General features: G+C 66.7%; 11 protein-coding genes. 2 read left to right on the top strand and 9 right to left on the bottom strand.

The window, feature by feature from the left end; genetic code table 11:
• Positions 1-104: 104 nt before the first annotated feature.
• Together CRM90_RS05910 and CRM90_RS05905 are read left to right on the top strand one after the other, a co-directional pair.
• Entirely contained in the window at positions 105-416 is a 312-nt protein-coding gene (locus CRM90_RS05910; protein WP_102806047.1) for an SDR family NAD(P)-dependent oxidoreductase, read from the top strand.
• Positions 383-1669 (top strand): glycoside hydrolase family 27 protein, encoded by a 1287-nt coding sequence (locus CRM90_RS05905; protein ID WP_102806046.1) that lies wholly within the window; start codon positions 383-385, stop codon positions 1667-1669. The genes CRM90_RS05910 and CRM90_RS05905 overlap by 34 nt, the downstream gene beginning before the upstream one ends.
• Here the strand turns inward: CRM90_RS05905 and CRM90_RS05900 are convergent.
• The 9 genes from CRM90_RS05900 to CRM90_RS05860 form a co-directional block, all read right to left on the bottom strand.
• Positions 1632-3848, bottom strand: a complete 2217-nt coding sequence (locus CRM90_RS05900) for a molybdopterin-dependent oxidoreductase (protein WP_286145619.1) — start codon at positions 3846-3848, stop codon at positions 1632-1634. The genes CRM90_RS05905 and CRM90_RS05900 overlap by 38 nt on opposite strands.
• 146 nt (positions 3849-3994) lie before the next feature.
• Positions 3995-5569 carry an acyl-CoA carboxylase subunit beta gene (locus CRM90_RS05895; protein WP_102806044.1) on the bottom strand — a complete coding sequence of 525 codons (1575 nt, stop codon included), beginning with the start codon at positions 5567-5569 and terminating at the stop codon, positions 3995-3997.
• Positions 5569-10890, bottom strand: coding sequence for a polyketide synthase Pks13 (gene pks13, locus CRM90_RS05890; protein WP_502693232.1), 5322 nt, complete (start codon positions 10888-10890; stop codon positions 5569-5571). Before pks13 ends, CRM90_RS05895 begins: the two co-directional genes overlap by 1 nt.
• A gap of 62 nt (positions 10891-10952) precedes the next feature.
• Positions 10953-12845 carry a long-chain-fatty-acid--AMP ligase FadD32 gene (fadD32, locus tag CRM90_RS05885; RefSeq protein ID WP_102806042.1) on the bottom strand — a complete coding sequence of 631 codons (1893 nt, stop codon included), beginning with the start codon at positions 12843-12845 and terminating at the stop codon, positions 10953-10955.
• 277 nt (positions 12846-13122) lie between these two features.
• Positions 13123-14142, bottom strand: coding sequence for a carboxylesterase Culp6 (gene culp6, locus CRM90_RS05880; RefSeq protein WP_102806041.1), 1020 nt, complete (start codon positions 14140-14142; stop codon positions 13123-13125).
• Between the two features lie 21 nt (positions 14143-14163).
• Entirely contained in the window at positions 14164-14673 is a 510-nt protein-coding gene (locus CRM90_RS05875; RefSeq protein ID WP_233209177.1) for a DUF732 domain-containing protein, read from the bottom strand.
• Positions 14674-14767: 94 nt separating this feature from the next.
• The gene (locus CRM90_RS05870; RefSeq protein WP_102806141.1) at positions 14768-15658 is read right to left on the bottom strand and encodes an alpha/beta hydrolase-fold protein; all 891 of its coding nucleotides are present in this window, start codon (positions 15656-15658) and stop codon (positions 14768-14770) included.
• A 145-nt stretch (positions 15659-15803) separates the two neighbouring features.
• Positions 15804-16811: an esterase family protein gene (locus tag CRM90_RS05865; RefSeq protein ID WP_102806140.1), complete on the bottom strand. Its 1008-nt coding sequence runs from the start codon at positions 16809-16811 to the stop codon at positions 15804-15806.
• Positions 16812-16928: 117 nt separating this feature from the next.
• Positions 16929-17888: an esterase family protein gene (locus CRM90_RS05860; protein WP_102806040.1), complete on the bottom strand. Its 960-nt coding sequence runs from the start codon at positions 17886-17888 to the stop codon at positions 16929-16931.
• Positions 17889-18171 lie beyond the last annotated feature (283 nt).

Genomic DNA, 18171 nt, shown 5'->3' with positions numbered 1-18171 from the left:
TTGAGCCGGCTATGAACCCGGACCAGTCGTGTGAACAACATTCGCACCGCGAACTCCCAGGCGCGACATAGCCGCCGCCCACGTCCGGACCGTTGAGTGGGGCCATGGCATTTCCAGCGAACTTCACCAAGGACAGTCCGTTCGTTCTGGTCCTCGACGCCGGAACAGACCGGGGATATCGGCTTGCCCGAACGCTTCTGGCGGCCGGCAACTGCGTGGTGGCCGTCGACCGCAACGCGGCCGGCTTGGTGCGAATCGGCCACGGCCACAGCAGCGCTCAGCTGTTCCTTATTGCCGCCGACACCACCGATCCGGCGCAGGCCGAACAGGTGATGGCCCGGGCGCACGCGCACTTCGGTGAAGCGGCTCCTACTCTTGCGCTATGCGCCGACTATCGACGATCCTCGGCTGCCTAGTTCTATTGGCTGCCGGCGTCTCGGCCTGTGGTCAGCCGCCCGTCCGGCCGGCTCCGACGGCCCTTACCCCGCCGATGGGCTGGAACTCGTGGAAATCCGGTATCCCGCTGTCCGAGCGGAGCGTCGAGGAGACCGTCGACGCCATGGTGTCCTCCGGGATGCGCGACGCCGGGTACCGCTACGTGAATCTCGATGCAGGCTGGGCGGCCGGCACCCGTGACAGTGCCGGCGACCTGCGCGCCGACCCGGTCCGGTTTCCCGGCGGCATCCCCGCCGTGGCTCAGTACGTCCACGCCCACGGGATGCTACTGGGCCTGTATGCCAGCCCGAGCTATGAGCTGTGTGGGCTCGGCGCGCCGAATGCCAGCAGGGGCCACGAAGCGGCCGACGCGGCCACATTCGCACGGTGGGGCGTCGACTACCTCAAATACGACTGGTGCAGTACCGACACCGACCGATCGGATCAGATCAAGGCATTCACCGCCATGCGGGATGCGTTGCATCGCAGCCGAAGACAGATCGTGTACAGCATCAACCCGAACACCTCGGTCGACCCGTCCGCCGGGTCGGACTACGACTGGTCGAACATCGCCGACATGTCGCGCACCACGATCGACCTGGTTCCGTTGTGGCACAGTCAGACCGGGACGGCAGGCCCCGTGTTGGGGGTGGTCGAGCAGGTGGACGCCGACATCCCGCTGGCCGCCCGCAGCCGGCCCGGTTATGTCAACGACCCGGACATGTTGGTGGCCGGTATCGGCTGGCCGGACTTTGTCGCAGACCACCAGGGGATGGTCGAGACCTTGGCCGGCGAGCACGGTCCGAGCATGACCCTCGACGAGCAGCGCACCCATATCTCACTGTGGGCGATCATGGCGGCGCCGTTGTTGGCCGGCAACGACATTCGCACCATGTCGTTGCAGACCCGCGACCTACTGACCAATCCCGACATCATCGCGGTCGACCAGGATCGGCTCGTCACGCAGGGCCGCCCCCTCGCCGGGGACCGGCGGATCATGGTCAAGCCGCTGGCCGGTGGCGCGGTGGCGGTCTCGATGACGAACCCGGATTCACAGCCCACATCGATCGTCACCACCGCGGCCGCGGTGGGGCTGCCCAAGACGCCGTGCTACCGGGTTCGCGACCTGTGGACCCACGCCGACAGCGTTACATCGAATTGGCTTGGTGGCGAGGCGATTCCACCGCATGCGACGGTCATGATGCGGGTGCAACCGTCACCGGGATGCCGTTGAGCGCACCATTGCCCGACGGTTCGTCGAGGAAAGTCGGCGGCGACAGGATGTTGGTGTTGACCCCGGGTGACCCGTTGGCCACCGACATCCGGGTGCCGGGTTTGCCGTGGCCCCAGCCGTGCGGCATCGACACCACACCTGGCTTGATGGCGTCGGTCACCTCCACCGGCACCTCGATGCGTCCCGCCGAGGACTCAACCGACACCGTCTCGCCTGCGGCGACGCCGCGGCTGGCCGCGTCGTCGGGATGCATCAGCAGGGTGCAGCGATCGCGACCCTTCATCAGGGCCGAAACATTGTGCAGCCACGAGTTGTTCGACCGCAGGTGACGCCGGCTCACCAACACCAGCTCGTCGGGCTCACGCTCCAGACGCCGGCCCAGCCGCGGGATGTCGTCGAGCAGATACTGCGGGGCCAGCCGGATCTTCTTGTCTGCGGTGTTGAGTATCTCGGGTACCTGGGACACCATCGGTCCGAAGTTGATCCCGTTGGGCTGCTCCTTGAGTTTCGCCAGGCTCAGCCCGTCCGGGTTCTCGCCGTAGCGGTCACCGAACGGCCCGGTGCGCAGGGTCAGATCCAGAATGCGTTCCGGTCCGCCCTGCGTGTAGTGGCTGCGCACCTCCGCGCCGTCGAGTCCCTGGGTGAAGCACAGGTAGTCGAAGAAGCCGTCGTCGATCGCGGCGACATCGACCTCCTCGGCAGGCACTCCCGCACACAAACCGGTGAGCCGCACCAGGATCTCCCACTCCTCCGGGCGGTCGGGATCCTCGGGGGCGAACACCGGTGCCGAATAGTTGGCGATGCTGTTGATCGCGAACGCCAGGATCAGGTCATCGTGATGCGGCTGCTCCAGCGGCGACAAGCCCGGCAGAATGACGTCGGCGTGGCGAGTGGTTTCGTTGAGCCACAAGTCAACCGCGATCATCGCGTCGAGGCCCGGCAGCAGCTCGTCGAGCCGATGCCCCTGCGGGGTGGACAGCACCGGATTGCCCGCCACCGTGATCAGCGCGCGGATCTGCCCCTCCCCCGGTGTTTCGATCTCCTCCGCCAGACACGACACCGGCACCTGACCGAGTACTTCCTTGGCGCCGCGCACGCGGGTCTGCCAGCGGCCGAACTCGGGCAGCCCACCCTCCAGGCCGGGCTGCGGCTGGGCGGTGACCGTCCACACCGCGGGCCGCGGGAACATGGCACCACCCGGGGTGTCGAAGTGGCCGGTGAGGATGTTGACGACGTCGACCAGCCAGCTGGCCAGACTGCCGAACTCCTGATTGCACAATCCGATTCGCCCGTACACCACCGCGCGTTCGGTGCCCGCCAGCTGGCGGGCGAGGTGTTTGATGCGCTCGGCGTCGATGCCCGTCACCGGGGCCACCCGCTCCGGTGACCAATCGGCCGCGGCCGTCCGCAAAGTCTCGACACCGTCGACGTGGTCGGCCAGGCGGCCCATACGGACCAGGCCCTCGTCGAACAAGGTGTGCACGACGGCCAGCAGCAGTGCGGCGTCGGTGCCCGGGGTGATCGGTAACCATTCGTCGGCCTTCGCCGCGGTCGCGGTGCGAACGGGGTCGATGACGATGACGTTGTCGATGCGGCCGAGGATGCCCATCACATCGGGGGCGGCCAGCAGCGAGCCCTGCGAGGCCGCCGGATTCGCGCCCATCACGACCAGCAGGTCGGTGCGTTCGATGTCGGGAACCGGGAATCCCCACCAGTTGCCGTACATCAGATGCGACGACAGGTTCTTCGGCCACTGATCGACGGTGCCCGGTGAGTAGCTGACCGGGATTCCGGACATGCCAAGCAGGACGCCGGTGTAGCGGCCCAGCGAGAACGAGTGCGCCAGCGGATTGCCGGTATAGCAGGTGACCGCGCCGATGCCATGCTCGGCGATCACCGGGGCCAGCAGTTCGGTGCAGCGCCGGAACGCGGCCCCCCAGCTGACCTCCTGCCACTGTCCGTCGACCTTGACCATCGGCTTCCGGATCCGGTCGGGATCGTCGTGGATGGCGCCCAGCGACGCACCCTTGGGGCACAGGTGCCCACGGCTCCAGACGTCGTCCTGGTTGCCGCGGATGCTGTCGACGCGCCCGTCGGAGACCTGAATCTCCAAGCCACACATGGCCTCACACAACGGGCAGGTGTAGAGATGGCGGCCGTCTTGGCCGATGGCGGCCAGCTCGATCTTCTCGGTGGTCACCGACCCACGGTAAGTCGGCCGAGCTCCCGATCACCGACGTTTCGTCAACTTTGCCATCGGCCGGTGCCGGCCGGGGGCGAATTACACAGGTGTGAGTAAACCCTGGGGATAACCCCGGCGGCGGTTTAGATCGGGATCAGACCATGCTTGCGCTGCACGCGGAGGATCTGCTTGTCGCGCAGGATCCGCATGGCGCCGCGCAGCTGCAGACGAGTCTGGTGCGGCTCGATCACCGCGTCGACATAACCGCGCTCGGCAGCCACGTACGGCGTTGCCATGTCGCGGTTGTACCCCTCGATGAACTGACGCCGGATCTCCTGCACCTCAGGAGCCTTGGGGTCGGGGAACCGCTTCACGATCAGCTGGGCCGCACCTTCGGCGCCGATCACGGCGATGCGCGCCGTCGGCCACAGGAAGTTGAAGTCAGCCGTCAGCTGCTTGGACCCCATCACCGCGTACGCGCCGCCGTAGGACTTGCGGATGGTGATGGTCACCTTCGGCACGTCGGCCTCGACGACGGAGTAGAGGAACCGTCCGCCGCGCTTGATGATGCCGTTCTTCTCCTGCTCGACACCGGGCAGGAAGCCGGGGGTGTCGACGACGAAGACCAGCGGCGTGTTGAATGCGTCGCAGAACCGCACGAACCGCGCGGCCTTGTCGGACGCCTCGTTGTCGATGGCGCCGGACATGTGCATCGGCTGGTTGGCGATCACCCCGACCGGGCGGCCGTCGACACGGGCGAAGCCGGTGATGATGGCCTGGCCCGCCTGCGCGGCGACCTCGAGGAAATCGCCGTCGTCGAAGATCCGCAGCAGGATCTCGTGCATGTCGTATGCGGTGTTGTCCGCGTCCGGCACGAGGCTGTCGAGTTCCAGATCGTGCGGAGTGATCTCCGGCTCCAGGCCGGGATTGATCACCGGGGCATCGTCAAACGTGTTGGCGGGCAGGAACTGCAGGTAGTCGCGGACGTAGGTGAAGGCGGCCTTCTCCGAGTCGACGACCTGGTGGATGTTGCCGTACTTGGCCTGGGCGTCGGCACCGCCGAGCTCGTCGAGGGTGACATCCTCGCCGGTGACGTCCTTGATGACGTCCGGGCCGGTGACGAACATGTAGCCCTGGTCGCGCACGGCCACGATCAGGTCGGTCTGAATCGGCGAATAGACCGCACCGCCCGCGCACTTACCCAGGATGATCGAGATCTGCGGAACCAGACCGCTGAGCAGCTCATGGCGACGGCCGAGCTCGGCGTACCAGGCCAGCGACGTGGCCAGGTCCTGGATGCGGGCGCCACCGGAGTCGTTGATACCGATGATCGGGCAGCCGACCATCGCCACCCACTCCATCAAGCGGGAAACCTTGCGGCCGAACATCTCTCCCACCGAGCCACCGAACACGGTGTAGTCGTGGCTGAACACACCGACCGGACGGCCGTTGATGGTGCCGTGCCCGGTGACCACCCCGTCGCCGTACAACGCGTTCGGATCGCCGGGCGTGCGGGCCAAGGCGCCGATCTCGAGGAAGCTGCCGGGATCCAACAGCTCATGGATACGCGCCCGCGGGCTGGGGATGCCGCGTTTGTCCCGCTTCGCCGCGACCGCCTCACCGCCCGGTTCCTTGGCGAGCTCCAGCTTATCGCGGAGTTCGGCGAGCTTTTCGGCAGTTGTGACCGGGTGGTGGGTGGGAGAGCTCTCAGTGGTCACTAGTCCTGCTTCTCCTCGGCGTCGATACGGTTGATCGCTTCGCTCATATGAGCCCCGACCTTGGCGATGTACGGCTCGTCGATCGCCTGGATGTGCTCGCCCCCGATGGGCACGATCTCCAGGTCGTCGACGAATTCGCCCCAGCCGCCGTCAGGTTGGCGGACGGCGTAACGCGGTTCGAACATGATCGCGTCGTCGTGATAGCGGTCCGCCATGTACAGCGTGACGTGTCCGTCGTAGGGCTCGATGTTGGCGGTGTCCAGGGCCCGGTTATCCAGGTAGGACGTCCGCTGATGCTCGATGATCCCGCCGGGGATGTCGACCCCGGCCTCTTTGACCGCGTCCAGGACGAACCGCACCTGACCCTCGTCGTCGAGTTGTTCGAGCTGCTCGTAAGGGATTTCGGGGATCTCGACGTTGAAGGTCCGCGAGGCGAACACGGCGTAACGGTCCCAGCGGGCCCGGATCTCCTCCTTGGTCTGCGGCACCTCCTCACCGGCGCGCACCGTGTCGATCAACCCGACGAAGCGGACGTCGCAGCCGTTGCGCTTGAGGCCGACCGCGCACGCGTAGGCCAGCGCCCCGCCCAGCGACCAGCCGGTGAGGATGTAGGGCCCCTTGCCGGCGATCTCCATCAGCTTGGGCACGTACTCGGCCGCGCGCTCCTCGATCGAGCCCTCGACGCGTTCCAGACCGTAGACCGGGGTGTCAGCGGGCAACCGCTTGAGCAGCGGCTCGTAGACCACCGTCGACCCGCCCGCCGGGTGGAAGACGAACACCGGAGTATGAGTGCTGCCATCTTTCGGCGCGCGCAAGGTACGGACGAACCCGTCGACCACACCGTCTTCGAGCTGGGCCCGAACGATGGTGGCCAGTGCCTCGATCGTCTTGGTGGACTTCACCTCATCGACACTGATCGTGCCTTCGGCGCGCTCGGAGAGCCGGTCGGCCAGCTTGGTCGCGGTCTCGTCGTTGACGGCGGGCAGTTCGTTGAAGATGCCGCCCGGCGACTTGCCGGTGACGATCGCCCACGTCGCGAACGTGACGCGCTCGGCGGCGTCCCGCGGCGGCACGTCGGCGCCGAGCGCTTCGGTGACGGCCTCCTGGGTCAAAACCTTTGCCGCCGCCGCGGCAGCGGTGGACTTCGGTCCCGCCGGATCGGTCGGCGGCGGCGGGACATTCACCTCGGCCTCAGCCTCGGTCGCGATCGGGTGACCGGCCTCGGCGAGCTTGGCCTCGAGTTCGGCGACCGTGCTGGCGCCGCCCATCATCTCGGCCTGCTGGGCGGCGATCTCCTCGGCGGTCTTGCCCTTCTGCGCCTCGGCCAGATCCTCGACCTCGTCGCGGTGCTCGACGGCGTATTCGACGAGCTTCTCGACGGCGTAGAGGTTGGCGTCCCGTACCGCGGTCAACTGGATCGGCGGCAGGTCGAAGTCGTACTCGACGCGGTTCTTGATCCGAACCGCCATCAGCGAATCGAGACCGAGCTCGATCAGCGGGACCTCCCACGGCAGGTCTTCGGGCTCGTAGCCCATTGCGCTACCGACGATCGTCGCGAGCCGGTCGTGCACCGTCTCACCCGAATCCGCCGACCACTTGGCGAAGCCGGCGGCCAGGCCGGCACCTGCGGTCAGGTTGTCCTGGAGGATCTCCGCGTCGTCGTCCTCCTCCGGCGCGGGAGCCGCCTCAGCCGGCGTGCTCACCGCGACACCGGTCGCGACCGCGGACGGCAACGCCGACACTGCTCCGCCGCGGGTGACCACGGCGTCGTAGACCAAAGAAAAGGAAGACTCGGCCCCGTTATCCATACGTGCGTGCACCTGCACCGAAGCGCCACCCGGGTGGCGGGTCAGCGTGGTGACCAGCCGGGCTCCGTCCCCAGGCACCGCACGCTGCTCGGAAGCGGTCAGCTTGGCGTCCGGAAGAACCTGTGCCGCGGCAGATTTCACCAGAGCAGCCAGGTCGGTCTGCCCCTTCGGCGAGTACTCCCAGACATGCCGGCCGTCGGGGGTGGCCACATGGTTGCCCGGCATCATCACCGAGCTGTCACCGGTGAACTGTGCGTCCAGCCAATGCGGCTTGCGCTTGAACCGGGTGGGCGGGATCTCGGCGTACTTGGCCGGAATCGACCCCGAATCAAACAAAGTGCGGAAATCGAGATCGTGCCCGTAGACGTAGAGCTGCGCCATCGCGGCGAGCATCGACTCGACCTCGTCCTGCTTGCGGGCCAGCGTCGCGATCAACTGCCCGTCGTGCAGTCCGGCAGATGCGGTGGTGAGGCCAACCTGCATGAGCGCCACCGGGTTCGGCGCCAGTTCCAGGAACGTGGTGTGGCCGTTGTCGACGGCGTTGCGGATGCCGTGGGTGAAGTAGACGCTGTGCCGCAGTCCCTTCTTCCAGTACTCCACATCGTGGATCGGCTCGCCGCCCGGGCGGATGTAGCTGCCCTCGTGCACCGTCGAGAAGTAACCGGTGTGCAGCGGGTGCGCCTCGATGCCCTGAATCTCGGCGGACAACTCGCCGAGCAACGGGTCCATCTGCTGAGTGTGGCTGGCGCCCTTGGTCTGCAGTTTCCGAGCGAACTTGCCTTCGGATTCCGCGCGGGCGATGATCGCGTCGATCTGGTCCGGCGGGCCGCCGATGACCGTCTGGGTGGGGGCGGCGTAAACGCACACCTCCAGGCCCGGGTAATCGGAGAACACGGTCTTGATCTCGTCGGCCGAGTACTCGACCAGCGCCATCAGCCGGATGTATTCACCGAACAGCATCGCCTCGCCTTCACCCATGAGGTGGGCGCGCGAGCAAATGGTGCGGGTGGCATCGGCCAGCGACAGACCACCGGAGAAGTAGGCGGCGGCCGCCTCACCGAGCGACTGTCCCACCACCGCACCGGGTTTGGCGCCGTGGTGCTTGAGCAGTTCACCGAGTGCGATCTGGATGGCGAAGATCACCGTCTGGACCACTTCGATGGGGTATTCGCAGGTCTCGTTGGTGTAGTCGATCGCGTCGTCGAGGATCAGCTCGACGACCGAGTAGCCACGCTCGTCCTGGATGTGCGCGTCGACCTTGTTGATCCACTCGGCGAACACCGGCTCGCGCAGATACAGGCTCTTACCCATCTTGCGGTGCTGGGCACCGAATCCGGCCAGCACCCACACCGGGCCGTTGGTCACCGGGCCGTCGGCGCTGTACACCAGCGGACTCTGCTTGCCATCGGCAATCGCGCGCAGACCCTTGATCGCCTCATCATGGTCGTGGGCCATCACCACAGCCCGTGAACGGCCGTGGTTGCGCCGCGACAGCGAACGGCCGATCGACTCCAGCGATGCCGCGCGGCCGGCCGGGCTGTCGATCCAGTCGGCCAGCTCGGCGGCCGCCGCACGCTTGCGCGAGGTCAGGAAGCCTGAAATAGCCAGCGGCACAACAGGAACAGGCTTCTCCGAAGCTTCCCACTCGGCTCGGGCCGCCTCGATCAGCTCCAGCGCCTCATCGGTCAGACCGGGCAGCTCCGGCTCGTCGTCGTAGGCGACGGCCGAAGCGTACTCGTCGGCGACTTCCTCTTCATCGACGAACTCGCCGTACTCGTCCATCCGGACCCCGCCGACGTAGACGGCGCCGGCATCGGACCCGGACGTACCCTCAACCGGTGCGGATTCCGGTTGCGGCTCCGCCAAATCCGCCGGCAGCACCTCGCGCACCACCAGGTGGGCGTTGGCGCCGCCGAAGCCGAATCCGGAGACACCGGCGATCGCATGGCCGCTGTACCGCGGCCAGTCGGTGACCTTGTCGACGACCCGCAGTCGGACGGCGTCGAAATCGATGTACGGGTTGGGCCCGGCGTAGTTGATCGACGGTGGGATCTTGTTGCGGCTCAACGACAATGCCACCTTGGCCAGACTGGCCGCGCCGGCCGCCGACTCCAGGTGACCGAGGTTGGACTTGACCGCGCCCAGCAGGGCGGGCTGGTCGGCGGGGCGGCCCCGGCCGACGACGCGACCGAGCGCGTCGGCCTCCATCGGATCACCGAGGATCGTTCCGGTTCCGTGCGCCTCGATGTAGTCGACGCTGCGCGGGCTGATCCCGGCGTCCTTGTAGGCCTTGCGCAGCACATCGGCCTGCGCGTCCGGGTTCGGGGCGAGCATGCCGTTGGACCGGCCGTCGTGGTTGATCGCGCTGCCTGCGATGACGGCGAGGATCTCGTCCCCGTCGCGGCGGGCGTCGCTGAGGCGCTTGAGCAGCAACATGCCGCCGCCCTCGGAGCGCGAGTAGCCGTTGGCGTCTGAGGAGAACGACTTGATCCGGCCGTCGGGCGCGAGCACGCCGCCGACCTCGTCGAATCCGATGGTGACCAGCGGGGTGATCATCGCGTTGACGCCGCCCACCACGGCCACGTCCGCCTCACCGCTGCGCAGCGCCTGCACACCCTGGTGGGCGGCGACCAGGGAGCTGGAGCAGGCGGTGTCCAAAGCCATTGAGGGGCCACGGAAGTCGTAGAAGTAGGACACCCGGTTGGCGATGATCGAACTCGAGGTGCCGGTGATCGCGTACGGGTGCGCAGTCGTCGGGTCGGCCACCGCGAGGAACTGGTAGTCGTTGTTCGACGCACCGATGTAGACGGCGACGTTGGTGCCCCGCAGGCTGGATGCGGGGATGCGGGCGTTCTCCAACGCCTCCCAGGTGAGCTCGAGCGCCATCCGCTGCTGCGGGTCGATGTTGTCGGCTTCCATCTTCGACAGCGCAAAGAACTCGGCGTCGAATCCCTTGATGTCGCTGAGGTATCCGCCGCGAGTGGCGGCCTTGGCGACCCGCTCGGCGATGCGCGGTTCGGCCAGGAACTCCGACCAGCGCCCGTCGGGCAGGTCGGTGATCGCATCACGGCCCTCGAGCAGCGCCTGCCACATCTCGCCAGGCGTGTTCATATCGCCGGGGAACCGGGTGGCTACGCCCACGATCGCGATGTCCTCGACATCGGCTGCGCGCGACCAATCCTCGCTGTCGCCGTCGAACTCGACTTCGGGCTCACCCTCGATGATGACCGTGGCGAGCGACTCGATGGTCGGGTGACGGAAGGCCACCGTCGCGGTCAGCGTCACGCCGGTCAGATCCTCGATATCGCTGGCCATCGCGACCGCGTCCCGCGAGGACAGCCCCAACTCCACCATCGGGGTGGACTCGTCGACCGCGTCGGGTGCCTGCCCGGTCGCATTGGCCACCCAGTTGCGCAGCCATTCGCGCATCTCCGGCACTGTCATGTCGGTGCGGGGCGGCGTGTCCGGGGTGTCGGGCGTTTCGGGCGTTTCGGGCGTGTGTGATTCAGACATGGGGCCTCACCTCGTGCGAAGGGGCGGTCTCCCCTTCATCGGTTGAGTCTTTCCTTCGGTCGTCATTCCGATTCGTCCGGGAAGGCATTGGCCACCTTCCCGCTGCGCAGGGTGCCGTCGAGGTACGCCGACCGGCAGGCTCGCCGGCCGATCTTGCCGCTGGAGGTACGCGGGATTGCGCCCGCCGGAGTCAGCAGTACGTCGCGAACCGTCACGCCGTGGCGTACCGCGATGGCCGCGCGGATGTCGTCGGAGATCGGACCCATCTCCATCTTGTGTGAACCCGGCGCGCGCTCGGCGACGATCACCAGCTGCTCGGAGCTGTCATCGGCATCGCACTTGAGCCCGGCGTGGGCGTTGTCGAACACCTCGTCCGGCAACTGGTTCGCCGGCACCGAGAACGCGGCGACGAAACCGGTCCGCACCGCCTTCGTTGCCTCCTGAGCGGAGTACTCCAGGTCCTGTGGGTAGTGGTTGCGGCCGTCGATGATCACCAGGTCCTTGACGCGGCCGGTGATGTACAGGTCGCCGTCGTAGAACGCCCCGAGGTCACCGGTGCGCACCCAGGTCGCCTCGTCGGCGGCACCCTCGGCGTGCGACGGGCTGGTCCGGGACTTGAGGATGTTCTGGAACGTCGCGATGGTTTCGTCCGGCTTGTTCCAGTAACCGGTGCCCATGTTCTGGCCGCTGATCCAGATCTCACCGATCTGTCCGTCGGCCAGCTCGCTGGCGGTGTCGTTGTCGACGATGACCGCCCACTCGGCGACACCGATCTTGCCCGCCGAGGCCTGGGCCACCGCCTTGGGTGAATCGTCGGGCACCACCACGAAGCGGCCCGCGTTCAGTTCGTCGCGATCGACCGAGACGATCTTCGGTTCCTCAGCCGCCGGGGTGGTCGACACGAACAAGGTTGCCTCGGCCAGGCCGTAGGACGGCTTGATGGCCTTGGGCTGGAAGCCGAATGGACGAAACGCTTCGTTGAAGCGCTGCACGGTAGCCGCCGAGATCGGCTCGCTGCCGTTGAGGATCGCCTTGACGTGGGACAGGTCCAGCGGCTCTTCGTCGTCCTTCGGCACGCCACGTGCCGCGGCGTGGTCGAACGCGAAGTTCGGCGCTACCGAGATGGCGCCGCCGGTGTCGCCCTCGCGATAGGCGAGTTCACGGATCCAGCGACCCGGGCGGCGAACGAAAGCCGCGGGCGTCATGAACGTGAAGTAGTGGCCGATCATCGCCGGCAGCAGCGCGGTGACCAGACCCATGTCGTGGAAGAACGGCAGCCAGGACACACCCCGGTCGCCTTCCTCACCCTCGAGGGCCTCGATCACCTGCACGACGTTGGTGGCCATGTTCAGGTGGGTGATCTGCACACCGCTGGGGATCCGGGTGGAACCCGAGGTGTACTGCAGATAAGCGATGGTGTTCTCGTCGACCGCGTCGAACGGCTCCCAGGTCGCGCCGACCTCGTCGGGCACCGCATCCACGGCGATGACGCGGGGGCGCTCCTTGGCCGGGCGGCTGCGGAAGAACTTGCGCACGCCCTCCGCGGAGTCGGTGGTGGTCAGGATCGCCGACGCGCCGCAGTCGTCCAGCACGGCGTGCAGCCGGCCGACGTGGCCGGGCTCGGCCGGGTCGAACAGCGGGACGGCGATGCGACCGGAGTACATGGTGCCGAAGAACGCGACGAGGTAGTCGAGGTTCTGCGGGCACAGGATGGCGACGCGGTCACCCGGCTGGGTGACCTGCTGCAGGCGGGCGGCCACGGCGCGATTTCGGGCGCCGAAGTCGGCCCAGGTCAGCTCGCGGACGACACCGTCACGTTCGACGGAGAAATCCAGAAAACGGTAGGCGATCTTGTCACCACGGACCTTGGCCCAGCGCTCCACGTGCTTGATCACACTGGCGCCCTCGGGGAAGGTGATCAGTCCGTTCTTGATGAACGGGTTGTGGAACGGCATACCAGTCTCCTGTCAGAACACATCCGTGTCGGGCCCTGCGGCGGCCGCGCACGACGTCGCGCCACCGTTCTCCCTGCGTCTAGGCCCCAAACCTCACAGATCGTACCGATCTATCCCAGGTCCGTCGGGGACCTCGGTGGCGCTGTGGGCCGGCGCCCTGTCGGATCGGACGTTGGACGCCCGGACCGACAGCTCAACCATGCAGCTCTTATTTTCTTCTTAATGTTAGGCGCAGTCGCGGCGGCGGCCAAATCCATCGGCCAACGAAGCTCCCACGTCATCCATGTTTTGGATGGGGCGCGTTCTCGATCAGATTGCGCGCCCAATTCAGTGTCCACTGCGTGGACGTTTGCCCGTCGAGGTTCCAGAACTGCGGCGTGTTGTACAGCGCGTGCACGGGTTGTCCGGCGCCACCGGCCAATACATCGAGGGTGGTCGGCAGATTCGTGATGTTGAACGCTTGCTGGGGCGCAGCGCAGATCAGGTCACCGGCGGCGCAGATCTCGTTGGTGCGGTTGTTCAGCGCGCCGAAGCCACCCGGCCGAGCCCCCGTCATGGTCAGGCCCATCGCGGACAACACCGGCACTTCCTGCAGCGTGATCTCGGCGCCTTCGCCCGGCGGGTTGGGACCGATGTCCTGCCCGACGCCTTCCTGGCGACGGCCGTCGGCGATCAACGTCACACCCAACACCAGGTCCTCGTCGACCGGGCCGCGCCCGTTGCCGATATCGCTGGCGATGTCACCGCCGATCACCGCGCCCTGCGAGAAGCCGGCGATGACGTAACTGGTCAGCGGGCAGCGATTGTTCATGTCGGTCATGGCCTTGACTGCGTTGCGGGTGCCCTCGGCGCGACTGTCGTTGTAGGACATCTGGTTGTCCTGCGACAGCGGATTGTGGAACTGCGCGGTGTAGGGAACGGTGAACACCTCGACGCGGTCGCGGCCGAACTGGCCGGTGATCGGCGCCGTCACGTTGAGCATCAGCGACCGCGGAAACTGGGTCGGGTTCAGCGGGTCGTCGGTCGGCGACGACTCCCAGGTGCCGGGGATCGCGATCATCTGAACGTCCGGGCAGCTGGCGTCCTGGAATTCCGGCCGCGGCTTGTGCTGGCCCGGGGAACTGGTGGGCGGCAGCGCGGTCGGCGGCACCGCGGTCGGCGGCGCTTCGGGCCGGCGGGCGACGATGACGATGATCGCGACGATCAGTGCCACCGCGGCGGCCATGGCGCCGGCCGCGATCAGTCCGAGAATGCGGTGACGGCGACGACGGGCGGGGGTCCGGGAGTTTCGAGCCATTGAAGGGAGGTGATCTTCCTGCTAGCAGAGCTGCTGGGTGGCGATCCGGATGTAGTCGGCCGTGGCCGCTGTCACCTGCGGATCGGGGGCAGTGTGCGGCGGCGATCCCGCGTCGACGACGTCACTGCGCACCATCGGAGCAATGTAGTCCCAGACCGCCTGGTCGCTTTGACCGGCCGCGTGGGCCTGGCAGACGTGGGAACCGATGCTCAGTGCTTCCAGCTCACTCGATGGATGCACGCCGGCGGCAGTGAGCGCATCAAGGAATCCGCGCTGGGCCGGCGTGACATGGAACTTGACGGACTGGGGGTCGGCGTCTGCCGGCAGCGGCGCACCCTGACCGTGGACGGAGCCGTAGCTCTGCGTGGGCGGTGGCGCGGCGGTGGTCACCAGATCCTCGCCCGAGCTGCAGGCCACCATCAGCAGAGTTGCCGAGCCCAGCAGGCCGGCCATCAGCAGCGCGTGCCGGACCGTGCCGGCAGCGGTGGCGTTGACGCCGCTGCCGTTCACACGATGGACCGAGCGCTGCACGTCTCCACGGTACCGGCTGGGCATGGCTGCCCCAGAGCACCGCGAGATTGCGGAAAGTTAACAGTTCGCGCTGACCTGGAAGGTCAGGAGCGAGCTATTTGATCGCCGCGACAACATCTCCCGACATCGCGGCCAGCTGCCCGGCCCAATTGCCCCAGTCGTGATTGCCGCCGGCCGGGAAGTCGAAGTGGCCGTTGTGGCCCCCCACGGCCCGGTAATGCGCGTAAAAGGTCCGGTTGCTGCCCTGGGCCAGGTCGCAGTAGCCGATCATGGCCGGAACGTCACTGCAGGTCGTGGTCTGAGGGCTGAACACCCACAGCCGGGTGTTGTTGTCGGCCAGCAGCTGCACGTGCACCTCGGGGTCATGCCACTTCCACCGGCCGAGCTGCGCAGCACCCCACATGGCCTGGGTGTTCACGCCGCCGAACTCGTTCATACCCGCGGTGATCGCGCCGTTCATGAAGGTGTTCGACGGGGTCAGGAAGCCCGACAGGGAACCGGCGTAACGGTAGCGATCAGGGTGGAACGTCGCCTCCATCATTGCGCCGAGACCGCCCTGCGCGGCGCCGACGATGGCATGCCCGCCCGGGGCCAAGCCCTTGTTGGCGGCCAGCCAGTTGGGCAGTTCGTCGGACAGGAAGGTCTCCCACTGCCGGGTGCCGTCGGCCTCCCAGTTGGTGTACAGGGTGAAGGCGCCGCTGGCCGGAGCCACCACGGAGACACCCTTACCGGCAAGCGTGTTCATCGCGTTGCCCGCGGTGACCCAGTTGCTGACCGGATCGCCGGCGTTGAACGCATCCAGCAACACCACGGCGTGCGGGCCGCCACCCATAAAGGCCACCGGGATGTCGCGGCCCATGGCCGGCGACGGCACCATCAGGTACTCGACATCGGCCGCGTGGCCGGTCGGCGCGGTGGCACTCATGAGGCCCAGCGCCAGAACCGCGGCGCATACTCCCCGAAACAGGCCCGACAGACTCTTCATGGTCACCTCAAAGTCGACTCGTCGCATTTCCCAGCCCCGCCCCACCTGCAGGTAGTGAATCACACTGCTTACGCGGTTGGTTCGGATACGCCAACGGCGACGACCCGGAGGTCGCCGCCGTTGGTGAGTTGTCGACTGCTGGATATCAGGCGGTCGGCGTGGCGCCGAGCACGCGCTGGATGTCCGGCTTCATCTGCTGCAGCTGCTGGCCCCAGTAGTTCCACTGGTGGGTGCCGTTGGCGGGGAAGTTGAACACCCCGTTGGTGCCACCCTTGGCCAGGTAGGTGTCGCGGAACGTCTTGTTCGTCCGCAGCGTGAAGCTTTCCAGGAACTTCGCGTTGAACAGGTTGCCGCTGCTGGTTCCGGCGTCCAGGTCGGACGGCTTGCCGTCACCGCAGTAGATCCAGATGCGGGTGTTGTTGTCGATCAGCTTCTGGATGTTGACCATCGGGTCGTTGCGCTTCCAGGCACTGTTCGGGTCCTCGGTCGGTCCCCACATGTCGTTGGCCTTGAAACCGCCGGCGTCACCCATCGACAGGTTCACCAGCATCGGCCACCAGCCCTCGGAGAGGTTGAGGAAGCCCGACAGCGCGCCGGCGTACGGGAACTGCTCGGGGTGGTAGATCGCCAGGGTCAGCGCGGCGGAACCGGCCATCGACAGACCCACGGCCGCGCTACCGGTCGGCTTGACCTCCTTGTTGGCGGCCAGGTACGCGGGCAGCTCCTGGGTCAGGAACGTCTCCCACTTGTAGGTCTGGCAACCGGCCTTGCCGCATGCCGGCTTGTACCAATCCGAGTAGAAGCTGGACTGGCCACCGACGGGCATGACGACCGACAGTCCGGAGTTGTAGTACCACTCGAACGCCGGGGTATTGATGTCCCAGCCGTTGAAGTCGTCCTGCGCGCGCAGACCGTCGAGCAGGTAGACCGCGGGCGAGTTGGGCCCGCCGCTCTGGAACTGGATCTTGATGTCGCGTCCCATACCTGCGGACGGCACTTCGAGGTACTCGACCGGCAGGCCGGGCTTGGAGAATGCTCCCGCCGTTGCGGAGCCGCCGACGACGCCGATCAGGCCGGGCAGCACGGCGGCAGCCGCGGCAGCGACTGTCAGCCGGCGCAGCCAAACGCCGCGCAACTTCTCAACGAACTTCATGTATTTCCATCCTTTTTCGGGGGCCGCACCGCATGCGATCCACGCAGCCGTGCCCTGGTAGTCAACCACAGGTGTGGTGATCGTTCCTCTTCTACAGATGTTGTCGTGACCGCCCTCTCACCGGTTGATGGTGGCGATGAGGTCGGGTTTTAGTGCCGCGAGTTGAGCTCCCCAGTAGGGCCACGAATGGTTGCCCGACGGCGGGAATTCGAACGTCGCGTTGCTGCCGCCGGCCGCTGTGTAGGCGGCCTGAAAATCTTTGTTGCTCTTGATCGCCATCGACTCCAGGCTGGTGGCGCTCAGTGCCGCGCCTGGGTCGCCGCCGGCGTCGAGATCGGTCTGCCCACCAGGCGCGCAGTAGATCCACAGCCGGGTGCCGTTGTGCGCGATCGTGGCGGCCTGGACCACCGGGTCGTTGCGCTTCCACGCCGGATCCCACGGTGGACCCCACATGTTGTCGACGTTATAGCCGCCGGCGTCGAGCATGGCCACCCGGATGGCTTGCTGCATCAGCAGCGCCGAGGGATTGAGGAAGCCCGACAGCGAGGCCGCGTAGACGAACTGTTGCGGGTGGTAGGCCGACAGAATCAGCGCGGCGCCGCCCGACATCGACAGGCCGACGACGGCGTTGCCGGTCGACGAAACCTGCTTGTTGGCGGCCAGCCATTGCGGGAGCTCGCTGGTGAGGAACGTCTCCCACTTGTAGGTGTAGGGCTGCTTGTTGAAGCTCGACGGCGAGTACCAGTCGCTGTAGAAGCTGGACTGCCCGCCGACGGGCATGACCACCGAGACTCCGGAGTCGTAGAACCACTCGAAGGCGGGGGTGTTGATGTCCCAGCCGCTGTAGTCGTCCTGGGCGCGCAGACCGTCGAGCAGGTAGACGGCCTTCGAGCCGGCGGGGCCGCCTTGGAACTCGACGCGGATGTTGCGGCCCATCGACGGCGAGTACACGTCCAGATACTCGACCGGAAGGCCTTCTCTGGAGAACGCTTTGGCGTGCGGGACCACGCCCGTCACCGTCGCCAGCGCGGTCATCAGTAGGACGGCGGCGAGGGAGGCTCTCACGGCACGAACCATCGGTTGCTCAACTCATTCGTTCACGGCACGGCAGAACCGCTGTCGACATTGACGTTGGTTTTGCCAAGCGCTTTCACACTTGACCTGTGTATCGCCGCAAACTGACCGCAGCGTTACCGGCTAGAGCCCGGCTGGCAAACTAAACTACCGCGCCGGCGAGGTAATCGTGAAACCCGCTGCACCGGAAGGGTGCTGTGCGCCATGCTCAGCACTTTGCGGCATGTGTCACACGTAACATCTTGCACTCGGCCCACTTTGGCCACATCGCGACGCCGGAAAACTG

The sequence above is a fragment of the Mycobacterium sp. ENV421 genome (assembly GCF_002887815.1).
Lineage (GTDB): Bacteria > Actinomycetota > Actinomycetes > Mycobacteriales > Mycobacteriaceae > Mycobacterium.
This window is presented reverse-complemented; position numbering and strand designations above follow the sequence as displayed.

Coding starts and splice junctions, on each gene's coding strand:
- CRM90_RS05910 (WP_102806047.1), top strand. CDS start 105: ATGGCATTTCCAGCGAACTTCACCAAGGACAGTCCGTTCGTTCTGGTC.
- fadD32 (WP_102806042.1), bottom strand. CDS start 12,845: ATGCCGTTCCACAACCCGTTCATCAAGAACGGACTGATCACCTTCCCC.
- culp6 (WP_102806041.1), bottom strand. CDS start 14,142: ATGGCTCGAAACTCCCGGACCCCCGCCCGTCGTCGCCGTCACCGCATT.
- CRM90_RS05860 (WP_102806040.1), bottom strand. CDS start 17,888: ATGGTTCGTGCCGTGAGAGCCTCCCTCGCCGCCGTCCTACTGATGACC.
- CRM90_RS05870 (WP_102806141.1), bottom strand. CDS start 15,658: ATGAAGAGTCTGTCGGGCCTGTTTCGGGGAGTATGCGCCGCGGTTCTG.
- pks13 (WP_502693232.1), bottom strand. CDS start 10,890: ATGTCTGAATCACACACGCCCGAAACGCCCGAAACGCCCGACACCCCG.
- CRM90_RS05905 (WP_102806046.1), top strand. CDS start 383: ATGCGCCGACTATCGACGATCCTCGGCTGCCTAGTTCTATTGGCTGCC.
- CRM90_RS05865 (WP_102806140.1), bottom strand. CDS start 16,811: ATGAAGTTCGTTGAGAAGTTGCGCGGCGTTTGGCTGCGCCGGCTGACA.